The following is a 16,168-nucleotide window of genomic DNA, read 5'->3' as shown; positions in this document are numbered from 1 at the left end:
CGCCGAGGAGACTCGGGGAGGGCCGATGGGACGTGACGTGCCGGCCCTGGTGTTCACGCGGGAGGACCGCCGTCGGTACCGGGACAAGATGCACACCTGCCTCGATGTGCTGGCGCAGATGTTGCGCGAGTCGAGTTTCGAGAGCGAGCGCCCCCAGGTCGGGCTGGAGATCGAGCTCAACCTGGTGGACGGCGACGGGCTGCCGGCGATGCGGAACTCCGAGGTTCTCCAGGCGATCGCCGAGCCCGCCTGGTCGAGCGAGCTGGGCCGCTTCAACCTGGAGATCAACATCCCGCCCCGGCAGCTGACGGCCGGTGGTCCCGGCGCCTGGGAGGAGACGATCCGCGACGCGCTCAACCACGCCGAGGAACGCGCCTCGGCCGTGGGCGCGCACCTGATCATGATCGGTATTCTGCCGACCCTGAGGGAGGCGGACATGGGCGAGGCCGCCCTGTCCGGTGATCCGCGGTACCGGCTGCTCAACGAGCAGATCTTCGCGGCGCGGGGTGAGGATCTGCGGATCAGGGTGGACGGCGTCGAGCGTCTGTCGACGTACGCCGACACCATCACCCCCGAGGCCGCGTGCACCAGCACGCAGTTCCATCTGCAGGTCGCCCCGAAGCAGTTCGCGGACTACTGGAACGCGGCCCAGGCCATCGCGGGCGTGCAGATTGCCCTGGCGGCGAACTCGCCCTTCCTCTTCGGCAGGGAACTGTGGCGCGAGACCCGCATCCCCCTGTTCGAGCAGGCCACCGACACCCGCCCCGAGGAGATCAAGGCCCAAGGGGTACGACCCCGGGTGTGGTTCGGAGAACGGTGGATCACCAGCGTCTTCGACCTCTTCGAGGAGAACGTGCGGTACTACCCGGCGCTGCTGCCGCTGTGCGACGACGAGGACCCGCAGGAAGCCCTCGACCGCGGCGGCGTTCCGCAACTGGGGGAACTGACGCTGCACAACGGCACGATCTACCGGTGGAACCGCCCCGTCTACGCCGTCACCGACGGCCGGCCACATCTGCGCATCGAGAACCGGGTCCTGCCCGCCGGCCCCACCGTGGCCGACATCATCGCCAACGGCGCCTTCTACTACGGCCTGACCCGGGCCCTGGTCGACGAGGACCGGCCGGTGTGGACGCGGATGTCGTTCGCGGTCGCCGAGGAGAATCTGCACACCGCGGCCCGCGACGGCATCGACGCCCGCCTCTACTGGCCCGGCGTTGGCGAAGTGCCCGTCACGGAACTGGTGTTGCGGCGCCTGCTGCCCCTGGCCCACCGGGGCCTCGAGCTGACCGGCATGGACGCGGAGTGGCGCGAACCCCTGCTGGGGATCGTCGAGCAGCGCTGCGTCACCGCCCGCAACGGCGCCCTGTGGCAGGCGGAGACGGTCCACCGCCTGGAGAAGGCCGACACCTCCGACCGGTGGGAGGCGCTGCGGCAGATGACCGCGACGTACATGGACTACATGCACCTGAACGCGCCCGCGCACACGTGGGACGTGGACTGACACTTACGGCCCCTGCCGTCGCCCGCCGATGGCGCCCGTCGGTTGTCGGTTTCACTGCAGTGCGGGTCCGCGGGCGGCCTGTCCCCTCCACTCCTCGGCAGTCGTCAGCGGAACGGGAACCGGCGGCTCTGCCGACGTGGTCAGCTCGATGCGTCGCCCCTCGGCCGACGAGCGGAGGAGGGCGGTCATCGTCTCCAGCACGTGCAGGGCGAGATCACCGTTCGCGCGAGGCGCCCGCTGCCCGTCGGCGGCGATGAAGTCGAGCAGACCGACACCCCGTGCGCCGTCGGCGTATCCCGCCGACGGCGGTAGCGTGCGCCATTGTGCGGCGCCGAGTTCGAAGAGCCGCACCTCGCCGTCGAAGCCGTTCGGATCCGGGACCGCGAGGGTCCCCGCCTCACCGTGGACCTCGATCGGCGCGGCTGTGGTGGCCACACCGTCGAAGCTCGTCGTGATCGTCGTCAGGGTCCCGCCCACGTGCTCGAGCACACCGGAGACATGGCTGTCCACCTCGACCGGTATCCGCTCGCCCGCGCGCGGACCGGAACCGATGACGCGCTCGGCGCGCAGCCTGCTGGACACCCCGGTCACGGTACGGACCGGACCCAGCAGATGCACCAGGGACGCGAGGTAGTACGGCCCCATGTCCAGCAGCGGGCCGCCCCCGGCGGTGTAGTAGAAGTCGGGGTGAGGATGCCAGCGTTCGTGTCCCGGGGTGACCATGACGGCCGAGGCGAACAGGGGGCGCCCGATGCTCCCCGCCTCGACAGCCGCGCGCGCCGTCTGAATTCCGGTGCCCAGGACGGTGTCCGGTGCGCACCCCACCGCGACCGCCGCCTGCGCGGCGGCCGCCATGACGGTGCGGGCGTCGGAGAGGGTGGCGGCCAGCGGCTTCTCTCCGTAGACATTCTTTCCGTGGCCGATGGCGCCGAGGGCGATCTCGGCGTGCGCCCCGGGGACGGTGAGGTTCAGCACCGTGTCCACGTCCGGGCTGCTCAGCAATTCCTCGACGGTCAACGCCTCGACGCCGGGCAGACCGGCGGCGGCCACGGCCGACCTGGAGGCGTCGAGGTCGGCGACCGCGGTGACGCGCACGGCGGGATGGCCGACGAGCGTGTCCAGGTACGCGCGGGAGATCACCCCGAGACCTACGACTCCGATGCGGTGCGCGTCGCCCACAGCATGCCCCTCTCGATGACGGTGCGGACGTTCGGGTTCTCCAGGACGTCGACGCTGTGGCCCGGTGTCGTCACCACGACGCGCCCGGCACCCCACCGGCGGGTCCAGACCGCCGGCGAGCGGACCGGCCGGTGCCAGGGTTGCCACGGCCTGGCGGGATGAGTGGTGGTGGCCAGGACGTCGATCAGGTCGTCGTGGAGCACCCAGTACTGCTCGGTGTACAGCTCGAAGTCCTCGATGCCCGCGGTGACGGGGTGCTCGCGGCCCAGTTCGGTGATGTTGACGACGTGCGGCAGGTAGTTGTCCTCCGCGTCGCCCTGGCGCTCACACGGCTCCTTGCCGGGGTGGGTCGCGAACTGGCCTCCCACCAGGTGGAGATAGTCGGAGGAGGCGCGGAAGGAGTCGGCGATGCCGCCGTGCCAGCCGGTGAAGCCGGTGCCGGCCACGACAGCCGCGCTCAGTCCCGACAGCTGCCCGGGGGAGATCTCCGACATCGTGATGCACTGCACGACGAGGTCGGTGCCCGCCATCTCGGCGGCGTCGGCGTAGACGTCGGTCGACTCCTCGATCCGGATGTCGTATCCGTTGCTCTGGAGGAAGGGCAGGAACAGCTCCGTGGCCTTGACCGGCTGGTGTCCCTCCCATCCGCCTCGGACCACCAGGGCCTTCTTCTGCGTCATGTTGTCCCTTCGTGGGGCCGTCGCCCCGGAGCATCACGTTGCATGAACCGTTCCAGCGGCCGACCTCGTAGGACAGCGCCATCACTATGCGCCATTCGGTGCGCTCTGGAAAGAGTCGGCGAATTTCACGAAAGTTTCGAGCGGTGCCGGTCTTGTGGCCATGGAGAGTTGGTCACCACTGAAAGCTGTTGCGAGCGTCCCGGGAGGCCTTCTCACGCCTTCTGGCTGACCGCGGCCCTCCTGAGGGCCAAGACCGCAAACACCAGGGACAGCGCGCCCGAGGCGAAGAACAGAGGCTCGACCCACCAGGCATTCCCGCCGGTGATCGTGCCGTTCTCGGCCATGCACGCCACCTCCGGCGGGAACAGACTTCTGCGCACATCGCCGCAGAAGTTGGGTAAGTCGTCGTTGATCACATACGCCTTGGCCCAGCTCATGAACCAGTTGATGAGGAAGACGGAGATCGAGGCGACGAAGGCGCCCCACAGCTGGTTCTGAGGATCCGGCACCGGATGTGCGTACGACTTGTGTTCTGGCATGAACGGGGAGCGTACGCGAGTGCCCCGTCGTTATGGGTCAGCCGCCGGATGGCTTACGGGACTTGGCCGCCCGGAGCCCCGCGACGGCTCAGCCGCCGGGTGGTCAGGGTCCGCAAGCCGGCGGCGATCTCGTCACCGGGCCGCAGCAGTCCCAGATCCCGGCGGACGCGGCGGTTGCGTACGGGTCACGTCCGCCGCCGTGACCGCGCTCCGGGCCGGGTCGTCGGTGACGACCCGGCAGTCGGTCGTCTAGGGGGCGAACGGTGCGACAGGCACTCCGGCCACCTCGATCGATGCCGCGGCGGCCTCCGAGGCCGTGTCGTCGACCACGGCCCAGCGCTGGTTCGCGCCCGAGGTCGGGGTGTACGTGGACACCTTGGCGCCGTCCGCGGAGGACTGCCCGGTGACGTCGACGAGGCGACCGGTGGCGGCGTTGACGAACGTCCATGTGCCGTCGCCGGTCGTCGACATGATCCACTGCGCCGTGTCATCGACCCGGCCGCTCTCCGCCTCCTCGAGGACGGCTTGGTTGTCGCGCACCGCGAGCCGCTTTCCGGTGGCGGCGTTGGTGAGGGTGTAGCGCTCGCGGTTGTCGGTGCCGCGGGTCAGCTTCCTGACGGACCAGAGCTGCTCCGCGCTGCCGGTGTCGGTCGTGCGGATGACGACGCCGCTGCCGTCCTCCGACGGAGTCAACGACTTGCCGCTCTGCGCACCCTGCAGCCGGTAGACATGACCGGGCTGAACGAGAGCGGCATCCTTCGCCACGCCGCTGACGCCTTCGATCAGGAAGGTCGTGACGGACTTCGCGGGGACGTCGAGCGTGGCCGACCGGTCGGTCACCCGAACCGGTGCGCCCCGTACCAGGGCGCCGTCGGTGCTCGTCACCACAGGAGTGACGGTGGCCCGCTTGCCGACCTTGCCGAAGCGCGAGAGATCAAGGGTCACGGAACGCGCGGACGTGCCGCTGTTCACGTGCACGACGTTCGCCCCGCGGCCGGACTTCTTCACCGCGGCGACGCTGGAGGGATCGTCGACCTTCACGAAGCGATCGCCGGGGCGGATGTGGTGGGTGAAGTTCCGGATGGTGTGGAACTTCGAGTTGGCCCGGATCGGGCAGCTTTCAAGGGTGTCCTCGGCCGTGCAGTTGAACGGGATGTGGATGCTGCCCCAGTTCTTGCCGGCCGCGGCCTGGGGGATCGAGTCCTCGACGGGCTGCCAGAACACCCAGGCCGAAGGCTCCAGTTCGCGCATGTCGTCGACCATCCGGGTGGCGATCCCGAGCCCGGGCTCCATGCTGGTGAAGTCGGTGCCCGTGCCCCAGTTGCCCTCGACCTCACTCATCCACAGCTTCTTGTCAGCGCCCTTGGCGATGTCGCGTGGGCTGGTGCGCATGCCCGTGCCGTAGGTGTGCACATTGAGCTGGGGGACGGCGGCTCGCGCGGGGCCGCCGTAGGCGTTCCAGTTCTGGGTGAAGATGCCGGGGTTGGTCTCGTCCATCGCGGAGATCTCGGCGCCGGTCTTCGCCTTGCCGAGAGCGTCCTTGAGCGCGAGGACCACCTTCTGCTGGAGTTCCGGCCCGGCGTGCGCGCCTTCCTGGCGCCCGCCCGTGGGCTGGCCGTCCGGTCCGAGCTGGGTGCCCCAGTAGGGCGTGTTGGGTTCGTTGAGCGGGGCGATGGTGTCGAACCTGATGCCGTGTGCCTTCTCCAGGCGTTCGCTCACGCGCACCAGGTAGGCGGCGAAGTCGTCGACGCGGTCCGCGCGGATCTGATCCGTGCTGGGGTCGAAGCCTCCGGAGACATAACCGCTGACCGTCTGAAACCAGGGCGGTGAGTTGCTGAACGCCTCCCAGCGGGTGACCTTCTTCTTGACCTGGTCGACCCACCAGCGTTGGTTGGCGTCGGCGCCCCAGTTCCAATGGTCCGGGTTGTTCGGGTTCCACCACTCCATGTCCTGCCGGGTGGTTCCCTCGGGGGCCTTCCAGAAGCCCTCCATGGTCGCGCCGGCCTTCATGTAGTCCTTGCGGACATCTGGGGCGTTGCCGCCGCCGATGTTGTAGCGCGCGATGTTGAGGCGGAGACCGTCTTCGCCGAACAGCATGTCGACGAGCCGTCTTCGGATGGGCTCCGGGTAGCCGCCCGTTGCGTTGGCGAACCAGACGAGGCTCGTCCCCCAACCCTCGAACTGCTGCTGCTGGTAGGAGGGGTCGATCCGGACCGTGACCGCGCTCTGCGGCGGTGAGTCCGCGGTGGCTGCGGGTGCGGCGATGAGACCCGCACTGAGCACCAGGGGCACTGTTGGCGCCAACGCCCGGACGATGCGATGTCGGTTGGACACGGCACTCCCTTCACAACAGAGGCGAACAGGATCGATCAGAAAAGATCGGGTCCAGGGCATGCTTGATGACGAAAATGAACACGTCAAGACAGTGCGCAGCCATAGGCTGCCTCGATATCGGGCCATCGCGGCGCGGTGATACCCAGCAGCGTTGACATGCTCAAAACATCCGGTTAGCATCCCGGAAATCTTAGAAAGCGCTTTCCCCTTGTCCCGCACCGGGACACGGCTCACCGCCTGGCCGCCATCGATTCGCTCCGCATGTTCGACGGGCGAACTGATCCGCCGTCATGCCCCCACCTGCCTACCGGTCAACCCCACAGGAGGACCCCTCAATGAGCCGACGACGGACCCCGGTGCCCACCGGGCGGACGACCATACCCAGACGCAACAAGGTGGCCGTGGCCCTGCTGGCAGCTGCCCTGCTGGCCGGGCCCGGCGTGGCGCAAGCCGCCCCGCAGCAGCCCGTACCGGCATCGCAGGAACGGGTGGCGGCGGCCAGCATCACCTGGAGCCTCGAACGGGCGAGCAACCCGACCCAGGACCAGCTGGCGGCCTATGACTTGATCACCAAGGCGATGAACGCTGCGGTGGCCCGGTACAACAACCTCAGCGACCTCGGTAAGAGCATCACCGTCCGCTACGACCCCGGCGTGCCCACCGCTGACGGCAACATCAACGGGACCATTCGCTTCGGCAATCGCGGCTACATGACCGAGAGGACCGCTCTGCACGAGATCGCGCACACCATCGGTGTGGGTACGAGTTCGGGCTGGTCCTCCCTCGGCGGTGGCGGTACGTGGCGTGGCGCGCAGGCCACGGCACTCGTCAGACAGTTCGATGGTTCGGGCGCCACGCTGTCCACCGGTGGGGGACACTTCTGGCCCTACGGCCTGAACTACGAAAACGAGTTCTCGAACACGGCGGCCGATCGCCACGTCCAGATCGTCGCCGCCATGGTGCGCGACGGTCTGTGACCTGAGGACTGATGCCTGGGAGCGGTATTCGCCCCCAGACACCAGTTCCCAGGCACCAGTTCCCAGGCGTCAGTTCGCAGCACCAATGACCATGTGACCGACAGCGAAGAGCGGGTCAGCCGGACTTGGGTGCCGCCTGTTCGAGGACCTCGAAAGTCCACACCGTCGCCCCGGCGGCGGCCGGTCCGGGCCGGCCGCTCCCGCCCTGGTGCGCCGCCTTCATCGGGCCCTCCATCCACGCCTGGAACGACTCCTCGTCGCGCCACCGGGTGTAGACGAGGTAGTTGTCCGTGCCTTCGACGGGGCGGAGGAGTTCGAACCACTCGAAGCCGTCGGCACTCTCGACGATTCCAGCTCGCGAGGCGAAGCGCTTCTCCAGCGTCTCGCGCTGCTCGGCCGGCACGGTGAGGACGTTGATCTTGACGATGCTCATGGGTTCATCCTGCCGCACGGAACGTGGGTGGTCGCGGGCGGGCGGGCGCTCGCGGGGCGGGCTGACCTCATGGTTCCGACGCGGGCCTGCGCGCCGAGCTTGCCGTCGGCATGCTGCTGGGCCTCGCGAGGAGACGCGGCATACTGCCGACGACCGGCAGGTGGATCCACCCCTCTACGCGCGCCACGTCAAGGTCCTCGCCGGTCGGGCGGTGCGTCAGCCCCTGGGCCACCGCCCGCGCGGTCAGGGCGCAGATCAGCGCGTCGAAGGCATGCTCGTTCGCGTCGTAGAGCGCCCGGACGCCCGGTTCGCAGCGCAGCCATGGTGCGAGGCGCTGCAACTCACCCATCGACCTCTCTTTGCCCAGGCCCCAACGAAGCCGAGTGGCCCGTGGATACACCTCGGCGATCCGTCCGGTGCCGGCCCGGTCCACCGCATGTCCCCGGCCGGCCAGTTCGTCCGCCAGGTGAGCCCAGCGGGCGACCATGGCGCCGATCCTGTCGAAGGGCGCTGCCAGCGGAGGAGGGCCGGGTTTGACCGCCTCCCAGATGACCTGGTCGGTGCGGCGAAAGCGGAGGGTCGAGAGCCGGTGCATAGTACTGTCCTGACCGCGTCCCGGCCACGGTTGGCCCGCGGCGTGAGCGCTGACGGCCCGGACGAACTCGATGGGCCAGCCGAAGGGCGAATCGACGGCTGCCCGGTCGTCGGGTCCGAGGCCTGTGAGCACCGCGAGCAGCTCGGGGTCCGTGCATCGCGTCAGCGGGGCCTCGATCATGGCGTGATCGGTGTGCCAGACCACCACCGCGACCGCGGTGTTGTCGAGGCTCGCGGACAGGTCGATGCCGACGGTGCGCATGGCGCCCATCGTGGCAGACCCCCGCTCCGGGAGCCGACGCCCGCCCGGCCCGTGCGGCGGATCAGCCATACCGGCCCTGCCCGTTCCTCGGCTTACGAGGACCTTCCGTCGCGGAAATCCCGTCGTAACCTCAAAGCTGTCTACTCGCAGGCAACAAAGGTTCATCGCAGTGAACATGTGGACCTGATGGTGGACATCTCATCGTGAGCAGGGAGACCTCCATGGCGACCGACACGGAAGCGGACACATCCGATCTCGCCGAACTGGTCCGTGCCGACGGCATCGAGTTCGTGCTCGCCGTCTTCGTCGACCTCACCGGCAAGCCCTGCGCCAAGCTCGTCCCGGCCCAGGCCGTGGAGGAACTGCGCGACGAGGGCGTCGGCTTCGCCGGATACGCGGCAGGCGCGCTCGGCCAGCAGCCCAGCGACCCCGACGTCATCGCACGGCCCGACGCCTCCTCGTACACCCCGGTCCCCTTCGTGAAGCCGGGCCTCGCCCTTGTGCACTGCGACCCGTACGTGGAGGGCAAGCCGTGGCCGTACGCACCGCGCGTCATCCTCCGTACGCAGCTGGAGCGGGCCGCGGCCCAGGGGCTGACCCTGGCCGTCGGCGCCGAGGTGGAGTACTTCCTGGTCAACCGGGACGAGCACGGGGTGCTCAGTGTCGCCGACGGCAAGGACACCGCCGCTCAACCCTGTTACGACGCCCGCGGACTGACCCGCATGTACGACCACCTGACGGCCGTCTCCAGCGCCATGAACAGCCTCGGCTGGGGCAACTACGCCAACGACCACGAGGACGGCAACGGCCAGTTCGAGCAGAACTTCAAGTACGCCGACGCCCTCACTACCGCCGACCGGGTCATCACGATGCGGTACCTCGTGTCCGTACTGGCCGAACAGCGCGGCATGACCGCCACGTTCATGCCGAAACCGTTCACCGACCGGACCGGCACCGGCATGCACATGCACATGTCGTTGTGGCGGGGGAGTGAGGCCGCCTTCCCCGACGCGACGGACGCGCGAGGGCTCGGCCTCTCCCCGCTCGCCTACTCCTTCGTCGCCGGGATCGTCGAGCACGCCCGCGCGCTCCAGGCGGTGATCGCGCCGACCGTCAACTCCTACAAGCGGACCGGCGCCGTCTCCACCCGATCGGGCGCCACCTGGTCGCCGCGCGTGGCGGGGTACGGCGGCAACGACCGCACGCACTTCGTGCGCGTCCCCGACGGCAACCGCATCGAGCTGCGCGGCGGCGACGGCGCCGCCAACCCCTACCTCGCCGCGGCCGCCGCCCTGGCCGCCGGGCTCGACGGCATCGGGCGCGGCCTCGACCCTGGCGAGCCTGGCGCCGGCGGCAAGGGGCCCGAGCTGCCGCCCACCCTGCTGCACGCCGTCGAGGCGCTCCAGGCGGACGACGTGATCAGCGGGGCCCTGGATGCGGCCGGACTGGGGGTGAGCCAGTACTTCGCGGACCTCAAGCGCGAGGAGTTCTTCGACTGGCACTCCACGGTGGGTGCCTGGGAGCTGGACCGGTACCTCACCGCTTTCTGATCTGATCCTGACCTTCTCGTACTCGTACCTCGTACACCTCGTACAACCCGTACAAGGAGAGCCGCATGTGCGGAATCGTCGGGCTCCATCTGCGCGAGCCCTCCCTTGAACCACGGCTCGGGGAACTGCTGGCCGCGATGCTGGGCCAGGTCGTCGAACGCGGCCCGGACTCGGCAGGCGTCGCGGTCTACGGCGACCCGCGCCTGTCCCCGCCGGGCCGTGCCGTCGTCTCGCTGCTGGGCGTCCCGAAGGCCGACGCGGAGGCCGCGCTGCCGGATGCCGTGGCCATCACCGCCGACGCCACCACGGTGCTGCACGCGGACCTGACGGTCGCCGAGCTGCTCGCCGCCGTGACGGCAGCGCTGCCGTACGCCACGGTCATCGGCTCCGGCCAGGACATGGCCGTACTCAAAGGCACCGGAAACCCGGTGGAGTTGGCCGAGTCCTTCGGCCTTGCCGGGGTGACCGGATGGCAGGGCGTCGGCCACACCCGCATGGCCACCGAGTCGGCCGTCACGCCCGAGGGCGCTCACCCCTTCTCGGTCGGCCCCGCCCAGTGCCTGGTCCACAACGGGTCGTTCGCCAACCACGCCACCATCCGCAGGGAACTGCGCGCCCAGGGTGTCACCTTCGACAGCGAGAACGACTCCGAAGTCGGCGCCCGCTTCGTCGCGCACCGACTCGCCGAAGGCGCCGACCTGGAGAAGGCGCTGCGGCTCCTGTGCGAACGCTTCGACGGCTTCTACACACTGCTCGTCTCCACCGCCGACTCCTTCGCGGTCGTGCGCGACGCCATCGCCTGCAAGCCCGCCCTGGTCGCGGAAACGCCCGAATGGGTGGCGATGGCCTCCGAGTACCGCGCGCTGGACGTCCTGCCGGGCATCGAGCAGGCCCGCATCTTCGAACCCGAGCCGGAGGAGGTGTACGTATGGCAACGGTGATCGACCTGGCGCAGACCCCGGTACGGGACCTCAACCAGTCCCTCCACAAGCCCGACTCGACCTCCTGGCGAGTCCTCAACCCGCGCGGCGCGCACGCCGTGGCCTGTGGCATCCGGGAGAACCTGACCGTCGATGTCGAGGGCCACGTCGGCTACTACTGCGCCGGCATGAACCAGCGCGCCACCGTCACGGTCCACGGCAACGCGGGCACCGGAGTCGCCGAGAACATGATGTCGGGCACCGTCCGGGTACGCGGCAACGCCTCCCAGTCCGCGGGCGCCACCGCCCACGGCGGCCTGCTGGTCGTCGACGGCGACGCGGCCGCCCGCTGCGGGATCTCCATGAAAGGCGTGGACATCGTCGTCGGCGGCGACGTCGGCCATATGAGCGCCTTCATGGGCCAGGCCGGACGCCTGGTGGTGTGCGGCGACGCGGGCGACGCGCTCGGGGACTCGCTGTACGAAGCCCGCATCTACGTCCGCGGCACGGTCCGGTCCCTCGGCGCCGACTGTGTGGAGAAGGAGATGCGGGACGAACACCTCGCCGAACTCGCCGAGTTGCTGAAGGCGGCCGAGCGGGACGAGGACCCGGCCGGCTTCCGCCGCTACGGCTCCTCCCGGGAGCTGTACCACTTCAAGGCCGACAACTCGGCGTCGTACTGAGGGAGTCAGCAGACATGGATCACGCATCCCACGGCCTGCGCGAGTCGGCGACCTTCGACCGTGCCACCATCCACGCCATCCAGCGCGCCGCCGAGACCGGCATCTACGACATCCGCGGCTGGGGCGCCAAGCGCGAACTCCCGCACTTCGACGACCTGTTGCTGCTCGGCGCCTCCATGTCCCGCTATCCGCTGGAGGGTTACCGCGAGCGCTGTGACACGGACGTGGTGCTGGGCACCCGCCATGCCAAGCACCCGCTGCACCTGGCCACCCCCGTCACCATCGCGGGCATGAGCTTCGGCGCGCTGTCCGCCCAGGCCAAAGAGGCCCTCGGCCGGGGAGCCTCCGAGGCCGGTACGTCGACGACCACGGGCGACGGCGGCATGACCCCCGAGGAACGCGGCCACTCCAAGCACCTCGTCTACCAGTACCTGCCGTCCCGCTACGGCATGAACCCGGACGACCTGCGCGCCGCCGACGCCATCGAGGTCGTCCTCGGCCAGGGCGCCAAACCCGGCGGCGGAGGCATGCTGCTCGGCCAGAAGGTCACCGAGCGGGTCGCCGGGATGCGCACCCTGCCCGTCGGCATCGACCAGCGCAGCGCCTGCCGCCACCCCGACTGGACCGGCCCCGACGACCTCGCCATCAAGATCCTCGAACTGCGTGAGATCACCGACTGGGAGAAGCCGGTCTATGTGAAGGTCGGCGCCACCCGCACGTACTACGACGTCAAACTCGCCGTCCACGCGGGCGCCGACGTCGTGGTCGTCGACGGTATGCAGGGCGGCACGGCGGCCACGCAGGACGTGTTCATCGAGCACGTCGGCATCCCCACCCTGGCCGCGCTGCCCCAAGCGGTGCAGGCGCTCCAGGAGTTGGGCGTCCACCGCGAGGTGCAGCTGATCGTCTCCGGCGGCATCCGGTCGGGCGCCGACATGGCCAAGGCGCTCGCCCTCGGCGCGGACGCGGTCGCCATCGGCACGGCCGCGCTGATCGCACTCGGCGACAACCACCCCAAGTACGACACCGAGTACCGCGAACTCGGCTCCGCCGCCGGGTACTTCGACGACTACCAGGACGGCCGCGACCCGGCCGGCATCTCCACCCAGGACGAGGCGCTGTCCGCCCGCCTCGACCCGGCGGAGGGCGGCCGCCGCCTTGCCAACTTCCTCCGGGTGATGACCATGGAGGCCCAGACCCTCGCCCGCGCCTGCGGCAAGGCCCACCTCCACCACCTCGAACCCGAGGACCTGGTCGCCCTCACCATCGAGTCGGCCGCCATGGCCCGCGTTCCGCTGGCCGGCACCCACTGGATCCCCGGAGCGGGTCCGGGAGCGGGCCTGTGATCGCCGTCGTCGGCGCCGGCCTCATGGGCGCGGCCACCGCCTGGCAACTCGCCCGGCGGGGCCACGAGGTCACGCTGATCGAGGCGTACGACATCGCCCACCGGCACGGCAGTTCGCACGGCAGCTCACGGATCTTCCGCCGGGCGTACGCCGACCCCCTCTACGTACGACTGACCGGGCAGGCGCACGACCAGTGGCAGGAACTGGAGGACGATGCGTCAACTCCCTTGCTGCGCACGGCCGGTGGCCTCGACCTGGGGGAGGGGCGGGACCCGGAGGGGCTGGCGGCCGTGCTGGGCGCGGCCGGGGTGCCATGCGAACTCCTCGGCGCGGAGGCCGCCGCCGAGCGCTGGCCGTACATCCGCTTCCCGGGTCCGGTGCTGTACCACCCGGACGGGGGCGTGATCGACGCCGACCAGGCGGTCGTGGCCTGTGTGCGGAGGGCGATCGAACACGGCGCGGATGCCGTCATCGGCGTACGCGTCGAGGGAATCGACGTCCTCGGCGACGGCAAGGCGCTGCTGCGCACCGACGACGGGCGTGAGGTCGTCGCGGACACGGTGGTGATCGCGGCCGGTCCCTGGCTGCCCGGTCTCGAACTGCCCGTCCCCCTTCCGCCGTTGAGCGTGACCCAGCAGCAGGTCTTCCACTTCCGGCAGCGGGACCCGTCCGTCGCGTGGCCGGTCCTGGTCTCCAAGGACGCGGACATGCAGGTCTTCGGCCTGCCGTCCGGCAGTGACGGTGGCCCGCTGCCCGCCGTCAAGGTCGCCGAGCACGACCGCGGCACTCCGAGCACGGCCCGCACCCGGAGCGGAGCCGTCGACCCCTCGTCGCGTACGAGAATCAGCGCATTCGTGCGCGATCGACTCCCGGGACTCCACCCGGACCCGGTCGCCGAAGCCACCTGTCTCTACACGACGACCCCCGACGATGACTTCGTCCTCGACCGTCACGGCCCCCTCGTGATCGTGTCCCCGTGCTCCGGGCACGGCGCCAAGTTCGCCCCGCTGATCGGGGCGATGGCCGCCGACCTGGCCATGGGCCGTGCCGAGCCTCACCCCCGCTTCCGCCTGGACCGGGCGGGCTAGGATGCGCCGGTGACCGAGCACGACCACCACGACGACCACGACGACGAGGACCAGGCCGCCGACGACCTCGACGACAAGGCGCTGGAGCGCATCATCGCGGTCAGGGCCCGCGAGTACCGGCAGGCGGCCGGGGTCTCCGTCGGCGAGATGGCGCAGCGGGTCGGTATCTCCAAGGCCATGCTCTCCAAGATCGAGAACGCTCAGACGGCGTGCAGCCTCACCACCCTCTCGCGCCTCGCGCGCGGCCTCGGGGTCCCGGTCACCGCCCTGTTCCGCGGTATGGACGACGAGCGTGAGGCGGTCTTCGTCCCCGCCGGGCACGGCGCCCGCATCGTCCGGCGCGGCACGCGCGTCGGCCACGAGTACGCGCAGCTCGGCTCGCTGCGCGGCGCCCACAAGCGGATGGACGCGCTGCTGGTCACCCTGACCGAGTCCAGCGAGGTCTTCCCGCTCTTCCAGCACGCCGGTACCGAACTCCTCTACATGCTGGAGGGCGTCATGGTGTACGGCCACGGCAAGTCCAGCTACACCCTTCGCCCCGGTGACGCCCTGCAGTTCGACGGCGAGGCTCCGCACGGTCCAGAGAAGCTGGTCGAGTTGCCCATCCGATTCCTGACGGTTACGGCCTTCGGAGACAGCCCGCAGCACTGAAACCCGCCCTTAATTCGCCGTGGAGCAGGCGCGTAACGCCCCTCCGGTCTACTGCGGTGAAACGTCGTTTCCTTCTGCTGGACCACTTCGCGGAGCGTGCGCATGGATACCGGAAGTACCGCCTGGATGCTCGCGAGCACGGCACTCGTCTGCCTGATGGTGCCGGGGCTCGCCCTCTTCTACGGCGGCATGGTCGCCGCCAAGAGCGTCCTGAACATGATCATGATGACCTTCGGAGCCGTCGCCCTGGTCGGCTGCATCTGGGTCGTCTACGGCTACTCGGCCTCGTTCGGCGACTCACTCGGCGGCGCCGGAGTACTGGGTGACGTCACCGAGTACTTCGGCCTGAGCGACGTCATCAAGGACGACCCGAAGGCCACCATCCCGCTTTCCGTCTTCGCCGCCTTCCAGGCCCTCTTCGCGGCGCTCACCGCCGCCCTGATCTGCGGTGCGATCTCGGACCGCATCAAGTTCGGGGCGTGGCTGGCCTTCACCGGAATCTGGGTGACGCTGGTGTATCTGCCGGTCGCCCACTGGGTGTTCGCCTTCGACGGCGAGGACGTCGTCGGCGGCTGGATCGTCAACAAGCTCGGCGCCATCGACTTCGCGGGCGGCACCGCCGTCCACATCAACTCCGGTGCGGCAGCCCTGGCGATGATCATCGTCCTGGGCAGACGCATCGGCTGGCAGAAGAACGCGAAGAACGGGGAACGGCCCCACAACCTGCCCTTGGTGATGCTCGGCGCGGGCCTGCTGTGGTTCGGCTGGTTCGGCTTCAACGGCGGCTCCGCGCTCACCTCCTCCAACGCCGCGTCCGTCGTCGTCCTCAACACCTTCACAGCGACGTGCTCCGCGATGCTCGGCTGGCTCCTCGTCGAGAAGCTCCGCGACGGTCACCCCACGAGCCTCGGCGCCGCGTCCGGAGCCATCGCCGGTCTGGTCGCCATCACCCCGTCCTGCGGCGCGGTCTCCCCGGTCGGCGCCCTCGCCCTCGGCGCCATCGGCGGCGCGGTCTGCGCCCTCGCCGTCGGCCTGAAGTACAAGTTCGGCTACGACGACTCCCTGGACGTGGTCGGCATCCACCTCGTCGGCGGCCTCACCGGAACGCTGCTGGTCGGCATCCTCGCCACGGCGGACGCCCCCAACGGCGTCGACGGCCTCCTCTACGGCGGCGGTCTCGGTCTCCTCGGCAAGCAGGCCGTCGGTGCCTTCGCCGTCATGCTGTACTCCTTCGGCGTGACCTGGCTCATCGCCCAGGCCCTGGACAAGACGATGGGCCTGCGGGTCCGCCCCGAGGTCGAACAGGAAGGCGTCGACACCCACCTGCACGCCGAGAGCGCCTACGACCTCAACCACTCCCCGGTCACCGCCCCGACCGCCCCGGCACCCACACCTGCCTCCGCGGGCTAGCGGACGAGAGGCCAAGCT

General features: G+C 69.7%; 15 protein-coding genes. 9 read left to right on the top strand and 6 right to left on the bottom strand.

Features of this window, described 5'->3' with window-relative positions; all coding sequences use genetic code 11:
* Positions 1–25 precede the first annotated feature (25 nt).
* Positions 26–1,504: a glutamate-cysteine ligase family protein gene (locus tag G5C60_RS00320; RefSeq protein WP_165254075.1), complete on the top strand. Its 1,479-nt coding sequence runs from the start codon at positions 26–28 to the stop codon at positions 1,502–1,504.
* A gap of 51 nt (positions 1,505–1,555) precedes the next feature.
* Here the strand turns inward: G5C60_RS00320 and G5C60_RS00315 are convergent, their stop codons facing one another.
* The 4 genes from G5C60_RS00315 to G5C60_RS00300 form a co-directional block, all read right to left on the bottom strand.
* Positions 1,556–2,683 (bottom strand): Gfo/Idh/MocA family protein, encoded by a 1,128-nt coding sequence (locus G5C60_RS00315; protein WP_165254074.1) that lies wholly within the window; start codon positions 2,681–2,683, stop codon positions 1,556–1,558.
* Positions 2,653–3,363 carry a ThuA domain-containing protein gene (locus G5C60_RS51410; RefSeq protein WP_165254073.1) on the bottom strand — a complete coding sequence of 237 codons (711 nt, stop codon included), beginning with the start codon at positions 3,361–3,363 and terminating at the stop codon, positions 2,653–2,655. The genes G5C60_RS00315 and G5C60_RS51410 overlap by 31 nt, the downstream gene beginning before the upstream one ends.
* Before the next feature lie 212 nt (positions 3,364–3,575).
* A complete protein-coding gene (locus G5C60_RS00305) occupies positions 3,576–3,902 on the bottom strand; it encodes a hypothetical protein (protein ID WP_165254072.1) in 327 nt (108 codons plus the stop codon).
* A 249-nt stretch (positions 3,903–4,151) separates the two neighbouring features.
* A complete protein-coding gene (locus G5C60_RS00300; protein ID WP_338145631.1) occupies positions 4,152–6,236 on the bottom strand; it encodes an RICIN domain-containing protein in 2,085 nt (694 codons plus the stop codon).
* A 335-nt stretch (positions 6,237–6,571) separates the two neighbouring features.
* On the opposite strand from G5C60_RS00300, the gene G5C60_RS00295 reads away from it, so the two are divergent.
* Positions 6,572–7,213 (top strand): hypothetical protein, encoded by a 642-nt coding sequence (locus G5C60_RS00295; protein ID WP_165254070.1) that lies wholly within the window; start codon positions 6,572–6,574, stop codon positions 7,211–7,213.
* A 115-nt stretch (positions 7,214–7,328) separates the two neighbouring features.
* Here G5C60_RS00295 and G5C60_RS00290 read toward each other — a convergent pair whose 3' ends face one another.
* Entirely contained in the window at positions 7,329–7,646 is a 318-nt protein-coding gene (locus tag G5C60_RS00290) for an antibiotic biosynthesis monooxygenase family protein (protein ID WP_165254069.1), read from the bottom strand.
* A 67-nt stretch (positions 7,647–7,713) separates the two neighbouring features.
* Positions 7,714–8,502 (bottom strand): DUF429 domain-containing protein, encoded by a 789-nt coding sequence (locus tag G5C60_RS00285; RefSeq protein ID WP_165254068.1) that lies wholly within the window; start codon positions 8,500–8,502, stop codon positions 7,714–7,716.
* 221 nt (positions 8,503–8,723) lie between these two features.
* On the opposite strand from G5C60_RS00285, the gene glnT reads away from it, so the two are divergent.
* The 7 genes from glnT (at position 8,724) to G5C60_RS00250 (ending at position 16,150) form a co-directional block, all read left to right on the top strand.
* A complete protein-coding gene (gene glnT / locus G5C60_RS00280) occupies positions 8,724–10,052 on the top strand; it encodes a type III glutamate--ammonia ligase (RefSeq protein WP_165254067.1) in 1,329 nt (442 codons plus the stop codon).
* A gap of 65 nt (positions 10,053–10,117) precedes the next feature.
* Positions 10,118–10,993 carry a class II glutamine amidotransferase gene (locus G5C60_RS00275; protein ID WP_165254066.1) on the top strand — a complete coding sequence of 292 codons (876 nt, stop codon included), beginning with the start codon at positions 10,118–10,120 and terminating at the stop codon, positions 10,991–10,993.
* Positions 10,981–11,655 carry a GltB/FmdC/FwdC-like GXGXG domain-containing protein gene (locus tag G5C60_RS00270; protein WP_165254065.1) on the top strand — a complete coding sequence of 225 codons (675 nt, stop codon included), beginning with the start codon at positions 10,981–10,983 and terminating at the stop codon, positions 11,653–11,655. The genes G5C60_RS00275 and G5C60_RS00270 overlap by 13 nt, the downstream gene beginning before the upstream one ends.
* 14 nt (positions 11,656–11,669) lie before the next feature.
* A complete protein-coding gene (locus G5C60_RS00265) occupies positions 11,670–13,001 on the top strand; it encodes an FMN-binding glutamate synthase family protein (protein ID WP_165254064.1) in 1,332 nt (443 codons plus the stop codon).
* A complete protein-coding gene (locus G5C60_RS00260; RefSeq protein ID WP_165254063.1) occupies positions 12,998–14,089 on the top strand; it encodes an FAD-dependent oxidoreductase in 1,092 nt (363 codons plus the stop codon). The genes G5C60_RS00265 and G5C60_RS00260 overlap by 4 nt, the downstream gene beginning before the upstream one ends.
* 9 nt (positions 14,090–14,098) lie before the next feature.
* Entirely contained in the window at positions 14,099–14,740 is a 642-nt protein-coding gene (locus tag G5C60_RS00255; protein WP_420907325.1) for a helix-turn-helix domain-containing protein, read from the top strand.
* 102 nt (positions 14,741–14,842) lie between these two features.
* Complete coding sequence (locus tag G5C60_RS00250) at positions 14,843–16,150, top strand: ammonium transporter (protein ID WP_165254062.1); 1,308 nt, start codon at positions 14,843–14,845, stop codon at positions 16,148–16,150.
* Positions 16,151–16,168 lie beyond the last annotated feature (18 nt).

Source organism: Streptomyces scabichelini (assembly GCF_011045015.1).
In the GTDB taxonomy this organism is placed as follows: domain Bacteria; phylum Actinomycetota; class Actinomycetes; order Streptomycetales; family Streptomycetaceae; genus Streptomyces; species Streptomyces scabichelini.
The sequence above is the reverse complement of the archived record's forward strand: the minus strand, read 5'-3'. Positions and strand labels throughout refer to the sequence as shown.